This is a genomic window from Myroides albus, assembly GCF_024722315.1.
Classification (GTDB): Bacteria; Bacteroidota; Bacteroidia; order Flavobacteriales; family Flavobacteriaceae; genus Flavobacterium; species Flavobacterium album_A.
The window spans coordinates 295,834-317,032 of the sequence record NZ_CP102754.1 but is presented as its reverse complement, the minus strand read 5'-3'; the positions used below and the strand labels follow the sequence as shown (position 1 = coordinate 317,032).

Here is a 21,199-nt window from a genome sequence, read left to right as displayed (position 1 = left end):
CTGAATTAGTGGGCTTTTTGGTTATTTTTGTTGAATTGTAAAACAACGTATTAACAACTCATGGACAAAAAAATAATTTCTTTTTTTTCTTCGACACGGTTAATGGCTGTACTTTTTATTGTTTACGCAATTGCATTAGCAGCTGGAACCTTTATTGAAGACCGTTATAACACTACAACAGCGCGCATAATTATTTATAACACCAAGTGGTTTGAATTAATTATGTTTTTCTTCTTAGTAAACTTTATTGGAAATATTAAAAGATACCGTTTACTTACTAAAGAAAAATGGGCAACATTTATCATACATGCCTCTTTTATACTGATAATGATAGGAGCTTTCATTACTCGTTATATCAGTTTTGAAGGGATGATGCCTATTAGAGAAGGAGAAACAGCTGATTTGATTTTATCAGATAAAACCTTCTTAACAGTGATGACTGACGGAGACTATCAAGGAGAGGTTCGAAGAAGAACATTCGAAGAGCCTTTATTGTTTTCTCAAGTAACCAATAACAATTTTAAGCTTAAGGAAGAGTTTAATGGAATTCCTTTTGAAGTAGTTTATAAAGACTTCATCATGGGAGCTACAGAAACCATTCAGGAAGATCCAGATGGAATTAAGCTATTGAAACTTGTTGAGTCAGGTGATGGAGATAGACACGAACACTTTTTGAAAGAAGGTGAAGTAGCGAGTATCCACAATGTATTATTTGCTTACAATAAAGCGACAGAAGGAGCAATTAATATTATTGAAGAAGATGGAGAGTTTTTTATAGATACTCCTTTTTCAGGTACTTATATGGTAATGGCTACTCAGGCTACGGGTGATGTTACTCCTAATGAGAAACAACCGTTAAATCTGAGATCGCTTTATAATATGGCTGGGACTCAGTTTGTCTTGCCAGAAATGCCGATTAAAGGAAAGATTGTATTGGCATCAGATGGTGATTTTAAAAGTAGAATGAGCACAGATGCTTTAACAGTGACTGTCAAATCGCAAGGTTTAGAGCAAGATGTTACTCTTATGGGGAAAGGTGGTAGAATTGGAGAACCTCAATCGATTAAATTAGGAGATTTAGAGTTTACACTTATGTACGGAAGTAAAGGTTATACAACCCCTTTCCAAGTAAAATTAAATAAGTTTATTGCAGAGAAATACCCAGGAACAGAAACAAGTTATTCTTCTTTTGAAAGTCAAGTGACCGTAATTGATGGTCAAGAAAGTTTTGATGCGAGAATTTACATGAACAATATCTTAGATTATAAAGGCTATAGATTTTTCCAAGCAGAGTTTGACCGCGATGAAAAGGGAACTATTTTATCAGTTAACCATGACTTCTGGGGAACTTGGATAACCTATATTGGATATTTTTTATTGTATGTAGGTTTATTGGCTATCTTATTTGATAAGAATACACGTTTTTACGATTTGAGAAAAAAATTAGACAAAATAAGAGAAAAGAAAGCGACAATGATGACTATTTTAGTCTTGTTGTTTTCTACCGTTGGATTTGCACAGCACAATCACAGTAGCAATCCTTCTCAAAAACCAGATGCAGCTTTAATAGATTCGCTTGTTCAAGCGACGGCTGTAAGTAAAGAGCACGCTGCTAAGTTTGGTACTTTGGTTATTCAAGACTATGGTGGTCGTATGAAGCCTATCAATACTTTTGCTTCAGAATTGGTGCGTAAAGTTTATAAAAAGGAAACTTACAAAGGCTTGACTCCTGATCAGGTGTTTTTATCGATGACGCAGTTTACGGTAGCTCAACAAATGCAAGGAGCTCCAAACTTTTGGTATTATGCTGACATTATTGCTCTTCCAAGAGGTAATGATAAAATTACGGAATTACTTGGTTTAGAGAAGGGAACAAAATATGCAAGTTTAATTGACTTTTTTGATGCTGAAGGTAATTATATTTTAGCTAAGGAAGTAGATGATGCCAATCACTCTACTATAAAGAATAAGTTCCAAACAGACTTTTTAGATTTAGATGGGAAATTAGCCTTGTTAAATGCTGCATTTACCAGTGGTATTTTAACTGTATTCCCTATCCCTGGGCACGATAATGACAAATGGGTATCTCCATTGGAATTAAATGAATCTGATATAACAGGAATGGATTCTGTTTTTACAAAAAGTATTTTACCACGTATGTATGTTCCAGCATTATTTGGAGCAAAAGAAACTGGTGATTATACTAAAGCAGATGAGTATCTTGCACATTTAAAAACATATCAGTCTCAGTATGGAAAATCTGTAATTCCAAGTGAGAAAAAGATTGAATTTGAAATTTTGTACAATAAGTATGATATTTTCAAAACACTTTATAGTTACTATATGTTAAGTGCTATATTGATGTTTATCTTTATTGTAGCTGGAATTATTAAAGAGTCTAAAGTTAGTACTTGGGTTGTAAAAATAGGAGGATGGCTTACGATTTTATTGTTTGCTATACACACTATTGGTTTAGGAATTCGCTGGTACGTTTCAGGCCATGCTCCATGGAGTGATGCTTATGAATCTGTAATTTATGTGGCATGGGCTACTGCCTTGTTCGGTATATACTTTGGTCGAAAGTCAGAATTAACTGTTGCATCTACTGCATTCGTTACAGGTATGGTACTTTGGGGAGCACACTTAAATTATATGGATCCTGCTATTTCTAATTTACAACCAGTTCTTAACTCATATTGGTTAATTATTCACGTAGCTGTAATTGTAGCAAGTTATGGTCCATTCACATTAGGAATGATGCTTGGAGTGGTAACCTTAGTTCTTATGATCTTGACAAATGAAAAGAATAAGAAGAAGATGGACATGAATATTAAAGAACTTACTTACATTAACGAAATGGCGTTAACTGTTGGATTAGTTCTTTTAACTATTGGGAACTTCCTTGGAGGACAATGGGCAAACGAAAGTTGGGGACGCTATTGGGGATGGGATCCAAAAGAAACTTGGGCACTTATTAGTATTATGATTTATGCTTTTGTTATTCATGCCAGATTAGTTCCAGCTATGCGTGGTACATGGATATATAATGTATTTAGCGTAGTAGCATACTATTCTATTATGATGACTTACTTTGGAGTGAATTTCTATTTAAGTGGGTTACATTCATATGCTTCAGGAGAGAAAGTAATCACACCAACAATCATATGGTGGTCACTTGCTTTTGTATTTATCATAAGTGTTTTATCTTTTATAAAGTATAAGAAGTACTTGAAGAAATAGTATTTTAATTTTTTATATATTTTCAATTTAAAACAAAAGGTTAGTATTTTTAATACTAACCTTTTGTTTTTTTTATGAATTATTCTAAAAGCTTCTAATTATATTTTGTGTTTTATTCAATATAAAGTGTGCTTTTTATTGTTTTCTTTATGTTTGTGTGTATTATTTGTTTAATTAAGTTAATTAAAATTATGTTTGCTTGTTTATTGTATAATAATGTGTGTAATTTTTATTAATTTAATTATTAATTATTGTTTTTACTAATTTTGTATTAGTAAAAGTAAAAGTTATGAAAAAGAGAATTATACCAATTGCTCTATTGTTGAGTGGTATGGTTTCTTATGCCCAAGTTGGTATAGGAGTAAAGGAACCAGATAAATCTGCAATTTTAGAATTACATGCAAAAGACAAGGGGCTTTTGATTCCAAAAATTGCTTTGGTTAGTCTATTAGATAATAATTCAATTCATGGAGGAAATCCTAAAGAAGGGTTATTAGTTTTTAATACAACTAATAATGGAAATGATTTACTACCAGGATATTATTTTTGGGGAATAGATTACAACGATAAGATAGTACCTAATAAGTTTAGATGGATAAAAATTGGGGATGTTCTTTCTGATCAAGTAAACAATAAAATGTTGTCTTATGGTATTGGTGATAATGCTCAAGGACAGAAGGTGTTTACCTTAACCGATGCTCACGGACATTCAATTGATGTACCGTTAATTAACTTGCAACTATTGACTAAAATTGAGAAGTCAAAAACTAAGCAGGGGACTTATGTTTATACGAATGAGGAAGGTAAAGAGTTTGTTATAGATGTGTTGTCAGATGTGATAAATCACTTTGGTGATATTATCAATAATGAAGAAGTCGTAAAGAATATTGTTAACAAATTAAAGGGGAAATTTGGTAATGTTTATTACGATGGAACCAATTTCTATACATTAGATCCAGATACAGGTGATAAAACTCCAATCTTGTGGAGTGATTTAGATACAACTAATGAGAGCTTTACTTTAGTTCCAGAGAATGGAGTTGATTATTTAGTAATCACAGACAGCAAAGGCGGCAAAGTAAAATTAGATGTTGTAGAAATCGCTAAGAGTGATAAGTTCATCACTGAGCTTTCTGAAAATAAAAACTTCATCGATAAGATTACCAATAACAACGAGTTTGTTGATCAAATCATCAATAAGTTAAAAGGTAAGTATGGTAACGTTTATTACGATGGAACCAATTTCTATACATTAGATCCAGATACCGGTGCTAAAACTCCAATCTTGTGGAGTGATTTAGATACAACCAATGAGAGCTTTACTTTAGTTCCAGAGAATGGAGTTGATTATTTAGTGATCACAGACAGTAAAGGAGGCAAAGTAAAATTAGATGTTGTAGAAATCGCTAAGAGTGATAAGTTCATCACTGAGCTTTCTGAAAATAAAAACTTCATCGATAAGATTACCAATAACAACGAGTTTGTTGATCAAATCATCAATAAGTTAAAAGGTAAATACGGTAACGTTTATTACGATGGAACCAATTTCTATACATTAGATCCAGATACCGGTGCTAAAACTCCAATCTTGTGGAGTGATTTAGATACAACCAATGAGAGCTTTACTTTAGTTCCAGAGAACGGTGTTGATTATTTAGTAATCACAGACAGTAAAGGAGGTAAAGTAAAATTAGACGTTGTAGAAATCGCTAAGAGTGATAAGTTCATCACTGAGCTTTCTGAAAATAAAAACTTCATCGATAAGATTACCAATAACAATGAGTTTGTCGATCAAATCATCAATAAGTTAAAAGGTAAGTATGGTAATGTTTATTACGATGGAACCAATTTCTATACATTAGATCCAGATACAGGTGATAAAACTCCAATCTTGTGGAGTGATTTAGATACAACTAATGAGAGCTTTACTTTAGTTCCAGAGAACGGTGTTGATTATTTAGTAATCACAGATAGCAAAGGAGGTAAAGTAAAATTAGACGTTGTAGAAATCGCTAAGAGTGATAAGTTCATCACTGAGTTAACTGAAAATAAAAACTTCATCGATAAGATTACCAATAACAATGAGTTTGTCGATCAAATCATCAATAAGTTAAAAGGTAAGTATGGTAATGTTTATTACGATGGAACCAATTTCTATACATTAGATCCAGATACAGGTGATAAAACTCCAATCTTGTGGAGTGATTTAGATACAACTAATGAGAGCTTTACTTTAGTTCCAGAGAATGGAGTTGATTATTTAGTAATCACAGATAGCAAAGGCGGCAAAGTAAAATTAGATGTTGTAGAAATCGCTAAGAGTGATAAGTTTATCACTGAGCTTTCTGAAAATAAAAACTTCATCGATAAGATTACCAATAATAACGAGTTTGTTGATCAAATCATCAATAAATTAAAAGGTAAATATGGGAATGTTATCTATGAGAATAAGAAATTCTATAGTGTTGACCCAACCACAGGTGACAAAACACCAATAGACTGGAGTGATTTAGATACAACCAATGAGAGCTTTACTTTAGTTCCGGAGAACGATGTTGATTATTTAGTAATCACAGATAGCAAAGGAGGTAAAGTAAAATTAGACGTTGTAGAAATCGCTAAGAGTGATAAGTTCATCACTGAGTTAACTGAAAATAAAAACTTCATCGATAAGATTACCAATAACAATGAGTTTGTCGATCAAATCATCAATAAGTTAAAAGGTAAGTATGGTAATGTTTATTACGATGGAACCAATTTCTATACATTAGATCCAGATACAGGTGATAAAACTCCAATCTTGTGGAGTGATTTAGATACAACTAATGAGAGCTTTACTTTAGTTCCAGAGAATGGAGTTGATTATTTAGTAATCACAGATAGCAAAGGCGGCAAAGTAAAATTAGATGTTGTAGAAATCGCTAAGAGTGATAAGTTTATCACTGAGCTTTCTGAAAATAAAAACTTCATCGATAAGATTACCAATAATAACGAGTTTGTTGATCAAATCATCAATAAATTAAAAGGTAAATACGGGAATGTTATCTATGAGAATAAGAAATTCTATAGTGTTGACCCAACCACAGGTGACAAAACACCAATAGACTGGAGTGATTTAGATACAACCAATGAGAGCTTTACTTTAGTTCCGGAGAACGATGTTGATTATTTAGTAATCACAGACAGTAAAGGAGGTAAAGTAAAATTAGATGTTGTAGAAATCGCTAAGAGTGATAAGTTCATCACTGAGCTTTCTGAAAATAAAAACTTCATCGATAAGATTACCAATAATAACGAGTTTGTTGATCAAATCATCAATAAGTTAAAAGGTAAATACGGGAATGTTATCTATGAGAATAAGAAATTCTATAGTGTTGACCCAACCACAGGTAACAAAACACCAATAGACTGGAGTGATTTAGATACAACCAATGAGAGCTTTACTTTAGTTCCAGAGAACGATGTTGATTATTTAGTAATCACAGACAGTAAGGGAGGCACAGTAAAATTAGACGTTGTAGAAATCGCTAAGAGTGATAAGTTCATCACTGAGCTTTCCGAAAATAAAAAATTCATCGATAAGATTACCAATAACAACGAGTTTATTGATCAAATCATCAATAAGTTAAAAGGTAAATATGGGAATGTTATCTATGAGAATAAAAAATTCTATAGTGTTGACCCAACCACAGGTGACAAAACACCAATAGACTGGAGTGATTTAGATACAACCAATGCCAGTTTTACTTTAGTTCCGGAGAACGATGTTGATTATTTAGTGATCACAGACAGTAAAGGAGGCACAGTAAAATTAGACGTTGTAGAAATCGCTAAGAGTGATAAGTTCATCACTGAGCTTTCTGAAAATAAAAACTTCATCGATAAGATTACCAATAACAATGAGTTTGTTGATCAAATCATCAATAAGTTAAAAGGTAAATATGGGAATGTTATCTATGAGAATAAAAAATTCTATAGTGTTGACCCAACCACAGGTGACAAAACACCAATAGACTGGAGTGATTTAGATACAACCAATGCCAGTTTTACTTTAGTTCCGGAGAACGATGTTGATTATTTAGTGATCACAGACAGCAAAGGAGGCACAGTAAAATTAGACGTTGTAGAAATCGCTAAGAGTGATAAGTTCATCACTGAGCTTTCCGAGAATAAAAAATTCATCGATAAGATTACCAACAACAACGAGTTTATTGATCAAATCATCAATAAATTAAAAGGTAAATATGGGAATGTTATCTATGAAAATAAGAAATTCTATAGTGTTGACCCAACCACAGGTAACAAAACACCAATAGACTGGAGTGATTTAGATACAACCAATGCCAGTTTTACTTTAGTTCCGGAGAACGATGTTGATTATTTAGTGATCACTGATAGCAAAGGAGGCACAGTAAAATTAGACGTTGTAGAAATCGCTAAGAGTGATAAGTTCATCACTGAGCTTTCCGAGAATAAAAAATTCATCGATAAGATTACCAATAACAACGAGTTTATTGATCAAATCATCAATAAGTTAAAAGGTAAATATGGGAATGTTATCTATGAGAATAAAAAATTCTATAGTGTTGACCCAACCACAGGTGATAAAACACCAATAGACTGGAGTGATTTAGATACAACCAATGCCAGTTTTACTTTAGTTCCAGAGAACGATGTTGATTATTTAGTGATCACAGACAGCAAAGGTGGAACAGTAAAATTAAGTGTAAAAGATATAGCAGCAAGTCAAACATTTATTGATGAAATTACTAATAATCCTAAGTTTATTACCAATATTAAAAGCTTACAGGCTTATGGAGAACTTATTGATCAAACTTCTACAGAAAATGTATCTAAAGTTAAGTTAGCTAAGAAGTTTAATAATGGTAAAGAAAACAATGCAGCTGTATTATTTGCAGAGACTCTAACAGCATTAAACCGTGGTACAGACAATGCAAACAATAAATTGATTGCATATAATTATGTTGATGAAACAGGTAATATTGCTTCGACTCAAATCACTGTGTCTAGTGATGTAATTAATAATTTTGACGAGATTATAAAATCTGACAACGTTAAAAAAGAATTGAACAAATTCATTACAAACGCAACAGGTAGTGTATCAGTAAGTAAGGATAGCGCGACAGGTAATATTACAATCTCTTATAAAAATGGTGAGAATCCAGAATCTTTAGATTTAACTAATGAAGTAAAACGCGTTCAAAACTATGGAAGAGTAACTAGTACACCAGCTGATATGGCTTCTAAAAAAGGAGCAGGATTTACATATAACAACGGTAAATTGGCAGCAGGTGATTATAGTGAAACGGTAACTGATTTACTTAAAAAAACAGTTGAAGTTAATCTACCTGATGCTACAAAAGGTAAATCTATCTCTTATGATTATAAAGATGAATCAGGAAACGTTCATACAATAACACTTACACAAGATGTTGCAGATACCTTTAAGACAATTATTAATCAAGGTGATAATAAAACTTACCTTGAAGACATTGTTAAGAAAGTAGTAATTAGTCAAGGTAGTAAAGTTACTGTTGAAAAAAGAGGTACAGAGGTATTTTTGATTGTTGTTAATGGTACAGATAGACAAGAAATTAATTTATCTCAAGAGATTAAAAATAGTGCATACTTAGCATCTTTAACTTTAAAAACAACTGGAAATCTTTCAGATGTTAAAGCAGGTTTTGTCTTTAAAGATGGTAAAAACCCTCAAGAGGTTACCTTCTCTGAGACATTAACTCCAATAGAACGTATAGCACCTGCAGGTAGTACACCAATTACTACACCAAATGGGGATTTAACTTATTACGTATATAAAGATGAAACAGGTACTGCTAAAAACATTACAGTTTCACAAGACGTAAGTAATGATTTTGAAACTATTATTAATCAAGGGAACAATAAAACATTTATTGAAAATATATCAAAAGGTGGAAACTTATACTCAACTGCCAAAGAGACAATAGTGGGGAAATACAATGATAAGGATATCATGAGATATGTTGTTGAATTAACTCAAGCAACGTCTTTTACTTCATTAGAATTGCCAAAAGCAATTGAAGGTATGGTTATAGAGGCTACTTTGATTAATAAAGGTACTAATGCAATTGTGCGAGGTGTGATTGGTAAACAAGTAGTTGCTGGTAAAACAACTATAGCAATAGGTACTGTTGGTACAATAATAACAAGTAATCCAGCAGGAGAGTATTGTGTAGTTATTGAATATGTGAAAAAATAGAGACAAAAAGTCGAAATATTATAATAACAATTTAAATTATTGGATATGTTTAAATATATATATAGATTTTTAGTTCTTCTATTGATCTTTTTTAATCCATCTGAGCTGTTGGCTCAGGTGGATTACCCCGGAGGGGTTTATGGTGTTCAAGTTTGGTTGAAACCTGATCATTCTATTAAAATGTATGGTCAAACCACACAAGTTGATGGTTGGGCTAATGCTTCTGTTGCACTGCAGAGAAATGCTAATTTTAGTTTTAGTAATCTAACCGGAACAAATAGTAATAGTAAACCTCAGAAAAGACCTTCTTTTGTTAAAGGGAGTTATAAGATGAATTTTAATAGTGCATTAGTCTTCGATGGAGCTCATTTCTTAGCATCCAATACAGGTGTGCCTACAACAGGTGAGTTAACCGTTTTTGCTGTATACATTGCTCTAAAAGAAGCAGGTAGTACAAGGATGTATTATGTCGGTTTTGGAGGAACTGATCCAAGAGGTTCTTCTACAAGAAAACCTCCATTAGGATTTAGTCCAGAGAAGAAAGATGCTAAAGGTGGAGGAAGAACTTTTGGGCCTGGATATATTGATGGTGAAGGAGGATATGTTAAAAATACCACAGCATTACAAACTTCATTATTGAAAGAGAAAGACTATACGAAGTTTAGATTCAATGGTGCAGATTTTTCAGAAGATAAAAAAGGAAAAAGTTTGCCTGGACCTACTAGTACGTATTTTAAAACTGATGGAGGTATGACTCTTGGTGGAGCCAGTATTCACGATAGTGGTGGTGGACCTATGGGAGGACAATTAGGAGAGTTAATTGTTTATAATAGAATTCTTACTGCAAGTGAAATAAATAAGATTGAGAGTTACTTAGGAACAAAATATGGTATTACACTAGATGGGGTTGCATATACTTCCTCTACAGGTAATGTATTTTGGCCTTTTGGTAGAACAGGAATTGGTTATCACAATAACGTGGCAGGTATTTTTAGGGATGATAATAATACAAGTATAAGTGTTTCAAGGTCTACTGCGGCTGGAGCTGTATTGACTGTAAATACTATAGGAACAGAGTTTGAAGCGGGAGTTGGTGTTATTCATGAAGTAGAACTTCCTGATGATAATACAGCTATTTATTGGGGAAGTAACCAAGATGATGGTGGTGTTTCAGTTCCTATTAATGAACCAGGTTGTGATTTTAACTTTGCCTTGAAAGATAAGTTTTGGAAATTTAAAAAAACAGGACTTCCTAAAACAACTGTTGAAGTACGTGCCGGTGGTGAATCCTTTGCCTATCAAGGACCAGGATATGAAGTCAGAATGCTTGTAGCTAAAACAGAAGCAGATGCTTATGCTGGAAGATGGTTGGCTGTGATTCCAGGAACTTATGTAGGAGGTGAACTTGAAGAGCATTTGTTTAATCTGCCTTTAGATCAAGATGAACTCTATATTACTTTTGGGGCAAAACCTTCACCTGGATTTTGTGTTGGATGTTCCACTAATATAGCAGGAAATTATAAGTTTAGTTCCCAAACTTGGAAAAGTGGAAGTAAATCAGTTACAAATTTAAAAGCAACAAATGGTATTCGTTTTGATGTAGATTTTAAGACTTTTAGTAACGGGACTGAAAATGGATCAATGCAAATGAGTGGATATCCAAGAGTATCAAATGGAACATTACTTGAGTCTAGATTCAAAGGGGTTAAAGGAAGTGATGATAATTCAGCCGTAACAACAATTAGATTTAAAGATGGAGCTACTTTTGCTAAATTTAATATCTATGGAATAGATAAAACCACTCTTATAGCAGATGAAGTTGAAGTAATTGGTTATTGTGGTGATATTGCTTACAATGCTATACTTTCATTCAATACAAAAGATCCAAGTAAGCAAACTTTTACGATTGGAGGTAGAAAAGCAAATGGTACTAAACGATCAAGTATTACTAATAAAAATGCAGCTGCAATAGTGGAGTTTCCTCATGAGGTAAATAGAATTGTAATAAAACATAACTTACATTATCGTACAAGCTCAAGAGGATATCAGAATATAGCTATTGGCGATTTTGAATTCAATTGTCCTCGTCCTGCTAATCCGAACCCTGATGGTATAGAGTATACATTACAAGCACCTGCAAAGGTGGTGTCTTGTACAGATTTTCTTTACACATTCAAAGTTTGGAATTATGCTTGTGAGGCTCGTTATGTAAAAATTGATGATGAATTACCAGAAGGCATGACATGGGTTAATGAAGGAGTAACTTCTTCTCAGTTTGCTTTTAATGAAGCCAAGTTCAATAATTACGGCGGTACAAGAGTTTTGAGTATAGATAAAGTTAGACTATCACCTGGTACTTTTACTACGATTACAGCAAGGGTTAGGTTTGACGATAATGCGGTACCGAAAATTTATGAGAATAGAGGTAAACTAACTTATGAAAGTCTTAATGAAGGTAAGGAGATTACGATAGAGAGTTGTGACTATAATAATTTTACGGAATGTGTATCAACTAAAGTTGAAATGATTCATCAAGATAGGGTTTTGTCTCCTAAAATTAAACTTATTCCAGTATCGAGAAGATGTTATAAAGACAAAGGGATAATTACTGTTAAAGCTTCCATTGAAAATCCAAATCCATCTATAGACTTTACAGATTTGAACTTTACATTTACTTATAATGATGATTTTATCTTTAAGTCATTTAGTTCAAATTTCGGAAATGGAACAGAAGTCAAAGAGGACGGAATTCATATTGTGGAAGGATTAAGTATTAATGGAGGAAAAACACTTGAGTTGACTTATGAAGTACAAGCTCTAGATTTTCTGGCACTAATTGAAGTGGCAACAGGTAACAAATATACCAAACCACGCGATGTACCAGATGAGGATATTGCAAAGGTAGTAGAATTTGGTGCACAACTCGAGTTAGTTGGTAATTCTGAAGATGAATGTATCAATGCTAGTTTAGAGGATGCGTATGTTAATTTGGATCCAACAATTCCATTTTGTGGTAGGGATCTATCATGTTACTATCCTCCTGTTTCAGGACAAATTACTAAAAAGAACAGTGATTTTGTCATGATGACTACTTTAGATCGCAGTAAAGGGGAATCAATATCTACCAGTGATATTAATGCATGGTTATACTTAGAATCTAAAACGAAAGGTTTCGTTCCTACTCGTTTGAGTGAAGCACAGATTGGAGCTATTGTTGATCCTGTGGCAGGTATGTTGGTTTATGATACAACAAACAAGTGTTTGAAGTTTTATGATGGAACAAAATGGGCATGTATTTTACAGTCTTGTCCAGATAATTAAAAAGGGATTATTATGAGAAAGATTTTATTACTATTTGTTTTTTTGTTTAGTTTATTTATGACTTCACAAAAGACTTTTAGTCAACAGGCTATTATTGGTACTAAAGCAAATTATATTTCTTCGAGTTCTATTTTAGAATTTCCAGATAATGATACGAGAGGTGTGGTCTTGCCTAAGGTAGATAGTAGTGTAGTTGTAGGTGCAGTCGAAGGGACTTTAATATTTGATGTTTTAGATAAAAAAGTAAAATATTGTACGGGTAATGGTATGTGGGAAGATTTGTCTATCAACGAAGGGGTTGTTGACACGGCTATGCAAGATGGATTAAGTGAGGTAAGTGGTGCTCGTACCCTTATTGGTAATGACGCCAATATTAGTACTGAAGGTGTACTGGTTTTAGATAGTACAAATCAAGCACTTGTGTTACCACGAGTAGAGAGCCCTCACTTAAAAATGATTTCTCCAAGTTCAGGTACTATTGTTTATGATACAAAATCAAATATGATTTGCATATTTAATGGAAAAGAATGGGCTTTTTGGGGTAATGAATAAGTTTTTTATTTGATTGAATTATACTTAGGAAAGGGATAGCTTTTTAAAGAGCTATCCCTTTTTTTATTTTCCTTTTTGCATAAGTAAAGTCAGTGATTTTCTATTATTACACTACACGTTTTAGTACTATTTGTGATTGTTTTTTAACAATAGTTTTATGTTGTAAATAGTTGTGGTTTTAATTAGTTGTGGTTTTTTTTGTATAAATTATGTTTGTAATAATTTGATTTTTGAACTTTTATTGTGATTTATATCGTAATTTTCGTTAAATTTGAATTAAGTGTAAAAGTAAAAGTTATGAAAAAAAGAATTATACCTATCGCATTCTTGCTTAGTGGTATGGTTTCTTATGCTCAAGTTGGGATAGGAGTTAAGGAACCAGATAAATCAGCAATCTTAGAATTACAAGCAAAAGACAAAGGTCTTTTAATACCAAAAATTGCATTAACAGGTTTATTTGATACTCAATCAATCTATGGTAATAACCCCAAAGAAGGCTTGTTAGTTTATAATACTACCAACAATGGAGACGCATTACTTCCTGGTTATTATTTTTGGGGAATTGACTATAATGATAAAGAAAATCCAAATCGACCTCAGTGGGTTAAAATTGGAGATAACTTATCTGATAAAGTAAATAATAAAATGATGAGTTATGGTATAGAAGATAATGCTGCTGGGCAAAAAGTTTTCTCAATTACTGATGCTCATGGTCATACTATTGATGTGCCTCTTATTGATTTACAATTAGTAGCAACATTAGAAAAATCTAAAACTAATAAAGCAGCTTATGTTTATACTAACGAACATGGGCATGAATTTGTTATTGATGTTTTGGCTGATGTAATAAATCATTTTGGAGATATTATTAATAATGATCAGGTAGTTCAAAATATTGTAAATAAACTAAAAGGTAAGTTTGGAAATGTCATCTTTGAAGGCGACAAGTTCTATACTGTTAATCCAGAAACAGGAGATAAGACAGAGATAGACTGGAGTGATTTCAATACAGTTAATAAAACGTTTGAATTAAAAGACGTTGAAGGAGTAGCAAGTTTAGTAGTTACAGACAGTGACGGTAACTCTGTACATATGGCTGTAGCTGATATAGCTAAGAATGAAACCTTTGTAGAGGAACTTACTAAGAATGAGAAATTCGTTACCGAGTTAACGAACAATCAGAAGTTCATCGACCAAGTAATCAACAACTTAAAAGGCAAATACGGAAATGTCATCTTTGAAGGCGACAAGTTCTATACTGTTAATCCAGAAACAGGAGATAAGACAGAGATAGATTGGAGTGATTTCAATACAGTTAATAAAACGTTTGAATTAAAAGACGTTGAAGGAGTAGCAAGCTTAGTAGTTACAGACAGTGACGGTAACTCTGTACATATGGCTGTAGCTGATATAGCTAAGAATGAAACCTTTGTAGAGGAACTTACTAAGAATGAGAAATTCGTTACCGAGTTAACGAACAATCAGAAGTTCATCGACCAAGTAATCAACAACTTAAAAGGCAAATACGGAAATGTCATCTTTGAAGGCGACAAGTTCTATACTGTTGATCCAGAAACAGGAGATAAGACAGAGATAGACTGGAGTAGTTTAAATACAGTTAATAAAACGTTTGAATTAAAAGACGTTGAAGGAGTAGCAAGCTTAGTAGTTACAGACAGTGACGGTAACTCTGTACATATGGCAGTAGCGGATATAGCTAAGAATGAAACCTTTGTAGAGGAACTTACTAAGAATGAGAAATTCGTTACTGAGTTAACGAACAATCAGAAGTTCATCGATCAAGTAATCAACAACTTAAAAGGCAAATACGGAAATGTCATCTTTGAAGGCGACAAGTTCTATACTGTTAATCCAGAAACAGGAGATAAGACAGAGATAGATTGGAGTGATTTCAATACAGTTAATAAAACGTTTGAATTAAAAGACGTTGAAGGAGTAGCAAGCTTAGTAATTATAGACAGTGACGGTAACTCTGTACATATGGCTGTAGCGGATATAGCTAAGAATGAAACATTCCTTACAGAGCTTACTGAGAATCAGGATTTTGTTGATAAGATCTTTAATAATAATGAGTTTATAACAAAAATTAAGAATGTACAAGCTTATAGTAGTTTAACAGATCAATCAGCTACAGAAAACACATCTGAGGTTAAGTTGGCTAAGAAATTTAAAGACGGTAAAGAAGGCAATGCAGAAGTTCTCTTTGCAGAGACTTTGACATCATTGGCCAGAGGTACAGACAATGCAAACAATAAGTTGATTGCTTATAATTATGTAGATGAGACAGGAAAAATCTCTGCGACTCAAATAACCGTATCTAGTGATGTAATCAATAACTTCGAAGAGATTCTTAAAGACGAAAGCGTTAAGAAGGAATTGAACAAATTTATTACTCAAGCTACAGGTAGTGTAGTTGTTTCTAAAGATGCTACAACTGGAAATATCACAATTTCTTATAAAGATGGAGATAAAACAGAAGCATTAGATTTGACTACAGAAATTCAACGTGTTCAAAATTATGGTAGTATAACCAATACGACAGCTATTAAAGCAGATAAAAAAGGTGCTGGTTTTACTTTTAATAATGGAAAAGCTGAGGCAGGTACATTCTTAGAAACTGTAACAGATATATTGTCAGAGACTGTAACAGTAACATTAGATGACACTACTCAAGGAGATGCTGTTGTTTATAAATATACTGATGAGTCAACCAATACGCATTCATTAAATGTTACAGAAGATATTTCTAAGACATTTAAGACAGTTTTGAATAAAGATGGAAATAAACAGTTGATTGAGAATATTGTGAACCAACAAGCTCCATTAGCAAGTATAACTAATACTGCAGCTAGTAAAGTAGATAAAAAAGGTGTTGGATTTACGTTTAATAATGGAAAAGCTGAGGCGGGTACATTCTTAGAAACCGTAACTGGTTTAACCAAGAATACTACTGAAGTAACATTACCAGATAATACTAAAGGAAATGTAATTGATTACGATTATGTTGATGAGTCTGGTAATACACATAAAATAGCTGTTACTCAAGATGTTGCAGATACATTTAAAACAATCATTAATCAAGGGGATAATTATAGTTTACTTGAAGAAATTATCAAGAACACTATGAAGACGGAAGGTAGTAAAGTTACAGTGATTGATGATGCGGGTGATGTTGTTTTAGTTGTTGTAAATGATGAAGATGAAAAGAGGGTTAATATTACACAAATGATAGCAAATGATGCGAAGAATCCTTGGTTAGTACAAGGATCTGCAAATATAGCTAAACTTGACAGTGATAATATTGCTCATACAGGTACAGTTGCAATTGGTGGGAATACTTTATTAACTAATCCGAAATCAACTAAGACTAAGTTGTCTGTTGATGGAGATGTGGTAATTTCAGGTAAGTTCTTCTCAGGAAGTTCTATTTATGCGGATTACGTATTTGAAAAGTACTTTACAGGTGCATCTGATTTGAATTTGACCTATGAGTTTAAATCTCTTGATTACGTTAAAGAATTTGTTGAAAAATACAATCACTTACCAGGTGTTACAAAAATATCGGAAGTAACTAAATCAGAAGATGGTAAGTATATGATTGATTTTACTGAGTTGTCAATTCAACAGTTAGAAAAAATTGAAGAGCTGTACTTACACACAATTGAACAACAAGAGCAAATTAATAGTTTGCAGAATCAAGTTGATCAAATGGAAGCAAGATTAAAAGCTCTGGAAGGTAAATTATCAAAATAGTAACTTAGTTATTCACTCTATTTATTAGTAAAGCGACATCTAATTTAATTAGATGTCGCTTTTTTTTATTCTCATTGGTAAAGATCGTAAAGTACGAGAGATCTTCATAGAGAGATATGACTTTTAAAGTTTTAGTTTTCAAGTACTTTTTTCTTTGATGTAATAGAATAATGGCTTAGTATTTATTATTAATTATAGGATCTTTGGTCTTTTTATGGAGAATAGATGCTCGACCAATGGTACTTAAGGGCTTAGTTAGATTTACTTATAATAACTTGAGTTCGATATAAGTATAGAATGAAATAGAATGAGTGTTTTTTAGGTAATAATTTACCAATATTCAATCCTAAAATATATCGATGTTACTTATCACTAAATCACTGATGTTGAAGACCAAGTTAAAAGGAAGGAAAGTTTAATTGATGTTTTATTAAGTGTCTTAGCTTGCACTTTGTTCGGGTTTGCTGGGGGATTCTTGGGGGTTTCCTTGCCAAGAAGGCACTTTTCTCGAAGAAAGGTGCAAGAAAGGTGCAAGAAAATCTCAAGCAACTCCCTATTAAATTGGAATAGAGTAAAGGGTTGGTTATAGATAGAAATGGGTAATCAATAGTTTTTTTTAAGTAACTATTTTTGACAATGATATTTTATGATTCTGTTTTTCCAATTTTTTTATGTGCTTTTACTTTACTTATTAGATTATTACAAGAAAGCTAAGTTCACGTAAGTTTGATTATTAGAATAAAACGTTCGCCAAGAGCGTTCATTAAGTATTAAAGTCAAGAAAACGCAATGAACTCACAGATTTTATTACTTGCTAATCTATATTAGAAGAAAAATGTGATTGCTAAAAGATTAAAGGGGTGAACTGAATTGTTTGTGCCAAGTTAAACATACAAAACAAAAGCTCTAAACGTATTGTATTTACAATATTTTTGATGAAAATAGACTACTGGCTTAAGTTGAATTCATATTATATTAATTTGAATAATATAATCGAAACTTTGAGCTTTAATCATAAGATAAAAAAAGTCGATGGTAAATTTTTACTATCGACTTCTATATTTTACTGAAGAAATAAGTTAGATAAAATAGGCGGCAATCACACCTAAGATAATTGCAACTAATTTATTTATATTAAACTTATGATCTTCATTGCTTTCAAAAATAATTGTAGAAGATATATGGAATAGGATACCAACTACAATTGCTGATATTTCAGCATAATAATGAGTCAATAAGGTAATTTCACCTGATATTAAAGTACCCAAAGGTGTCATCGCAGCAAAAACAAGCATAAAGAATAAAATAGACTTTTTATTCATTTCACCATTAATAAAAAAGGCAGTAAGTATTACCGCAATTGGCAAGTGATGTATCGCTATTCCCCAAGCTAATTCATGATGTTGACTCACTGGCATTCCTTCAAATAGAGCATGTATGCACAAACTGATAAACAATAACCAAGGGATCTTGTCTAATTTGTCGTGTGCATGTACATGTCCGTGTTCAGCTCCTTTCGAAAAGTATTCTAATACAATTTGAAATACAATACCAATCATAATGAAAAAGCCGATTGTCGTATTGCCATTGTGGGCATGTCCATGCCCATGTGCATCAGCTAAATGCTGATGAGCTTGATCTTCTATTCCATAGCTGTAAACGTCAGGAAGTAGATGTGTTACAGTCAACGTCAATAGAAATGAACCACTAAAAGCCATAAGTAGCTTTAGGTGCTTTTTGTTTTTGGGCTGTAGGAGAACCGCTATTAGGTATCCTACAATGACCGCTATAAAGGGTACTATAAAAACCATTGGCTTATTTGAAAATCATAATTAAACGATCTGACTCTTTTTTATAGAATTTTTTAAGTTTGTAATCTCCAAATACATCAAGAAGGTAAATATCATTTTCTTCCATCATTTTTTCAAAATCTTCAAGTCGTAATGCCTTTACTTTTTCTGTGTATTGATGATGTTGTCCATCTGCATCAAATTCTATATTTTTTATGATGAAACCATCTTCGTATTTTCTTTTAATGTCAAAAGTGATACCATCTACCTCTTTTGTCTCTTGAGGAATCAAATTTGGGATTACTTTATCGACATTCATAAAATCTATTACAGCTAATCCATAATCTGTTAAACTGTTTTGAATCGCTTTTAAAGCTTTAGCGTTGTCTTTTTCATCCGCAAAATAACCAAAGCTTGTAAATAAGTTTAATATAGCATCGTACTTTTGAGTGAGATCTTCTCTCATATCATGCACACTGAAATGAAGTTTTTCATTTTCAAATTCTTTTGCTGCATTAATACTATTTTCTGAAAGATCTACTCCTGTTACATCGTATCCTAATTTGTTTAAGTAAATAGAATGTCTTCCTTTACCACATGCTAAATCAAGTACTTTTGCATCCTCTGGTAAGTTTAAGTAATGTGCCAGATTATCAATTAATAATTGCGCCTCTTCATAATCTCTATCTTTGTATAAAGTATGATAATACTCCGTGTCAAACCAAGAAGCATACCAAGCTTTGTTCTCTTTAGACATAGTTTTAGTTTAAATTTTTTATTAGCCTACAAATTTACTTTATTTTTGTGGATTAATTAGAGTAAACAAATTATTCCTAAATATAAATTCAAGATGGGAAATTTTAAAATGGTAGCTAAGACTTTCTTTGGTTTCGAAGAAACTTTAGCTAAAGAATTACAGTTATTAGGTGCAATGAATGTTCAACAAGGAGTGAGAATGGTAAGCTTTGTTGGTGATAAAGGCTTTATGTATAAAGCCAATTTGGCCTTGCGAACTGCCTTAAAGATATTAAAGCCTATAAAACAATTTGCTGTCTATAACGAAGCTAATTTATATAAGGGAATACAAAGTATCGACTGGAGTGAATACCTTAGTGCAAATCAAACTTTTGTAATTGATTCAACTGTGTTTTCTGACAATTTTAATAACTCATTATTTGTAGCTTTAAAATCAAAAGATGCTATCGTTGATCAATTTAGAAATGAGTTTGGCAAACGCCCAAGTATCGACAAAGATTTTCCTGACTTGAGAATTAACGTTCACATTCAAAAAGATATGTGTACTGTTTCTCTTGATTCTTCTGGAGCTTCTTTGCACCAAAGAGGATATAAAACAGCAACGAATATTGCTCCGATTAATGAAGTTTTAGCTGCTGGAATGCTATTGATGTCAGGATGGGATGGTAGAACAGATTTCATTGATCCGATGTGTGGATCAGGTACTATATTGACAGAAGCTGCAATGATTGCTTGTAATATCCCTGCCAATATCAATAGAAAAGAGTTTGCATTTGAACGTTGGAATGATTGGGATGCTGATTTATTTGATAAGGTTCAAGAGTCTTTGCTCAAAAGAGTGAGAGAGTTTCACTATACAATAAAAGGCTATGATAAAGCACCTTCTGCTGTAATGAAAGCAAAAGACAACGTTAGAAATGCTAATTTAGAAGAATATATAGACATCAAAGAGGAGAACTTCTTTGACACGAAAAAAGAGACAGAAGGACCTTTACACATGGTCTTTAATCCTCCTTATGGTGAGCGTCTTGATATTAATTTGGAACGCTTTTACAGAGAAATAGGAGATACTTTAAAACAAGGATACCCTGGAACAGAGGCTTGGTTTATTACTGGAAATATAGAAGCATTGAAATATGTTGGTCTAAGACCTTCGAGAAAGATTAAATTATTTAATGGTAAATTAGAGTCTCGCTTGGTAAAGTATGAATTATATGAAGGAAGTAAAAAAGGGAAGTATATTAATGATAAATAAAAAAACATGGGAGTAGGTACTAAAACCATTTTATTACAGTTCGTTAGTTTTGCAATTCTGTTTGTTTTGGCAAGACTTGGATTGTCTTATTTTACTGATTTGCAAGGGCTATGGTTGCCTGTGATTAGTGCAGTTGTAGCAACCATTTTAGCTCCGCAGTTTAAAGTATTCAAAACAGATCAAGGAGATAAAATCTGTGTACGTTGGATCTTTTTAAAGAAAATTAAAGTTTTAAATTAAAACAGACACCCG

Annotated in this window: 9 protein-coding genes; 7 read left to right on the top strand and 2 right to left on the bottom strand. The window is 32.6% G+C overall.

Features of this window, described 5'->3' with window-relative positions; genetic code table 11:
* Window positions 1-60 precede the first annotated feature (60 nt).
* From NWE55_RS01475 to NWE55_RS01455, 5 genes are all read left to right on the top strand, one after another.
* Entirely contained in the window at window positions 61-3,240 is a 3,180-nt protein-coding gene (locus tag NWE55_RS01475; protein WP_155093299.1) for a cytochrome c biogenesis protein CcsA, read from the top strand.
* A 289-nt stretch (window positions 3,241-3,529) separates the two neighbouring features.
* Window positions 3,530-9,499, top strand: coding sequence for a phage tail-like protein (locus NWE55_RS01470; RefSeq protein ID WP_258204480.1), 5,970 nt, complete (start codon window positions 3,530-3,532; stop codon window positions 9,497-9,499).
* A 45-nt stretch (window positions 9,500-9,544) separates the two neighbouring features.
* On the top strand, window positions 9,545-12,820 hold the full coding sequence (locus NWE55_RS01465; protein ID WP_155093374.1) for a DUF8202 domain-containing protein: 3,276 nt from the start codon (window positions 9,545-9,547) through the stop codon (window positions 12,818-12,820).
* A 12-nt stretch (window positions 12,821-12,832) separates the two neighbouring features.
* Window positions 12,833-13,372: a phage tail-like protein gene (locus NWE55_RS01460; RefSeq protein WP_155093375.1), complete on the top strand. Its 540-nt coding sequence runs from the start codon at window positions 12,833-12,835 to the stop codon at window positions 13,370-13,372.
* 297 nt (window positions 13,373-13,669) lie between these two features.
* A complete protein-coding gene (locus NWE55_RS01455) occupies window positions 13,670-17,146 on the top strand; it encodes a phage tail-like protein (protein ID WP_258204479.1) in 3,477 nt (1,158 codons plus the stop codon).
* 1,079 nt (window positions 17,147-18,225) lie between these two features.
* Here NWE55_RS01455 and NWE55_RS01450 read toward each other — a convergent pair.
* Both NWE55_RS01450 and NWE55_RS01445 read right to left on the bottom strand, forming a co-directional pair.
* Window positions 18,226-18,957: a ZIP family metal transporter gene (locus NWE55_RS01450; RefSeq protein WP_258204478.1), complete on the bottom strand. Its 732-nt coding sequence runs from the start codon at window positions 18,955-18,957 to the stop codon at window positions 18,226-18,228.
* A 4-nt stretch (window positions 18,958-18,961) separates the two neighbouring features.
* Entirely contained in the window at window positions 18,962-19,693 is a 732-nt protein-coding gene (locus NWE55_RS01445; RefSeq protein WP_155092635.1) for a class I SAM-dependent DNA methyltransferase, read from the bottom strand.
* A gap of 108 nt (window positions 19,694-19,801) precedes the next feature.
* On the opposite strand from NWE55_RS01445, the gene NWE55_RS01440 reads away from it, so the two are divergent.
* The gene (locus NWE55_RS01440) at window positions 19,802-20,947 is read left to right on the top strand and encodes a THUMP domain-containing class I SAM-dependent RNA methyltransferase (protein ID WP_160339474.1); all 1,146 of its coding nucleotides are present in this window, start codon (window positions 19,802-19,804) and stop codon (window positions 20,945-20,947) included.
* Between the two features lie 6 nt (window positions 20,948-20,953).
* Window positions 20,954-21,187: a hypothetical protein gene (locus NWE55_RS01435; RefSeq protein ID WP_155092633.1), complete on the top strand. Its 234-nt coding sequence runs from the start codon at window positions 20,954-20,956 to the stop codon at window positions 21,185-21,187.
* The last annotated feature ends 12 nt before the right edge of the window (window positions 21,188-21,199 follow it).

Excerpts from the sequence above, each read along its gene's own strand:
- NWE55_RS01445 (WP_155092635.1), bottom strand. The coding sequence starts at position 19,693 with ATGTCTAAAGAGAACAAAGCTTGGTATGCTTCTTGGTTTGACACGGAG.
- NWE55_RS01470 (WP_258204480.1), top strand. The coding sequence starts at position 3,530 with ATGAAAAAGAGAATTATACCAATTGCTCTATTGTTGAGTGGTATGGTT.
- NWE55_RS01460 (WP_155093375.1), top strand. The coding sequence starts at position 12,833 with ATGAGAAAGATTTTATTACTATTTGTTTTTTTGTTTAGTTTATTTATG.
- NWE55_RS01475 (WP_155093299.1), top strand. The coding sequence starts at position 61 with ATGGACAAAAAAATAATTTCTTTTTTTTCTTCGACACGGTTAATGGCT.
- NWE55_RS01465 (WP_155093374.1), top strand. The coding sequence starts at position 9,545 with ATGTTTAAATATATATATAGATTTTTAGTTCTTCTATTGATCTTTTTT.
- NWE55_RS01435 (WP_155092633.1), top strand. The coding sequence starts at position 20,954 with ATGGGAGTAGGTACTAAAACCATTTTATTACAGTTCGTTAGTTTTGCA.
- NWE55_RS01455 (WP_258204479.1), top strand. The coding sequence starts at position 13,670 with ATGAAAAAAAGAATTATACCTATCGCATTCTTGCTTAGTGGTATGGTT.
- NWE55_RS01440 (WP_160339474.1), top strand. The coding sequence starts at position 19,802 with ATGGTAGCTAAGACTTTCTTTGGTTTCGAAGAAACTTTAGCTAAAGAA.
- NWE55_RS01450 (WP_258204478.1), bottom strand. The coding sequence starts at position 18,957 with ATGGTTTTTATAGTACCCTTTATAGCGGTCATTGTAGGATACCTAATA.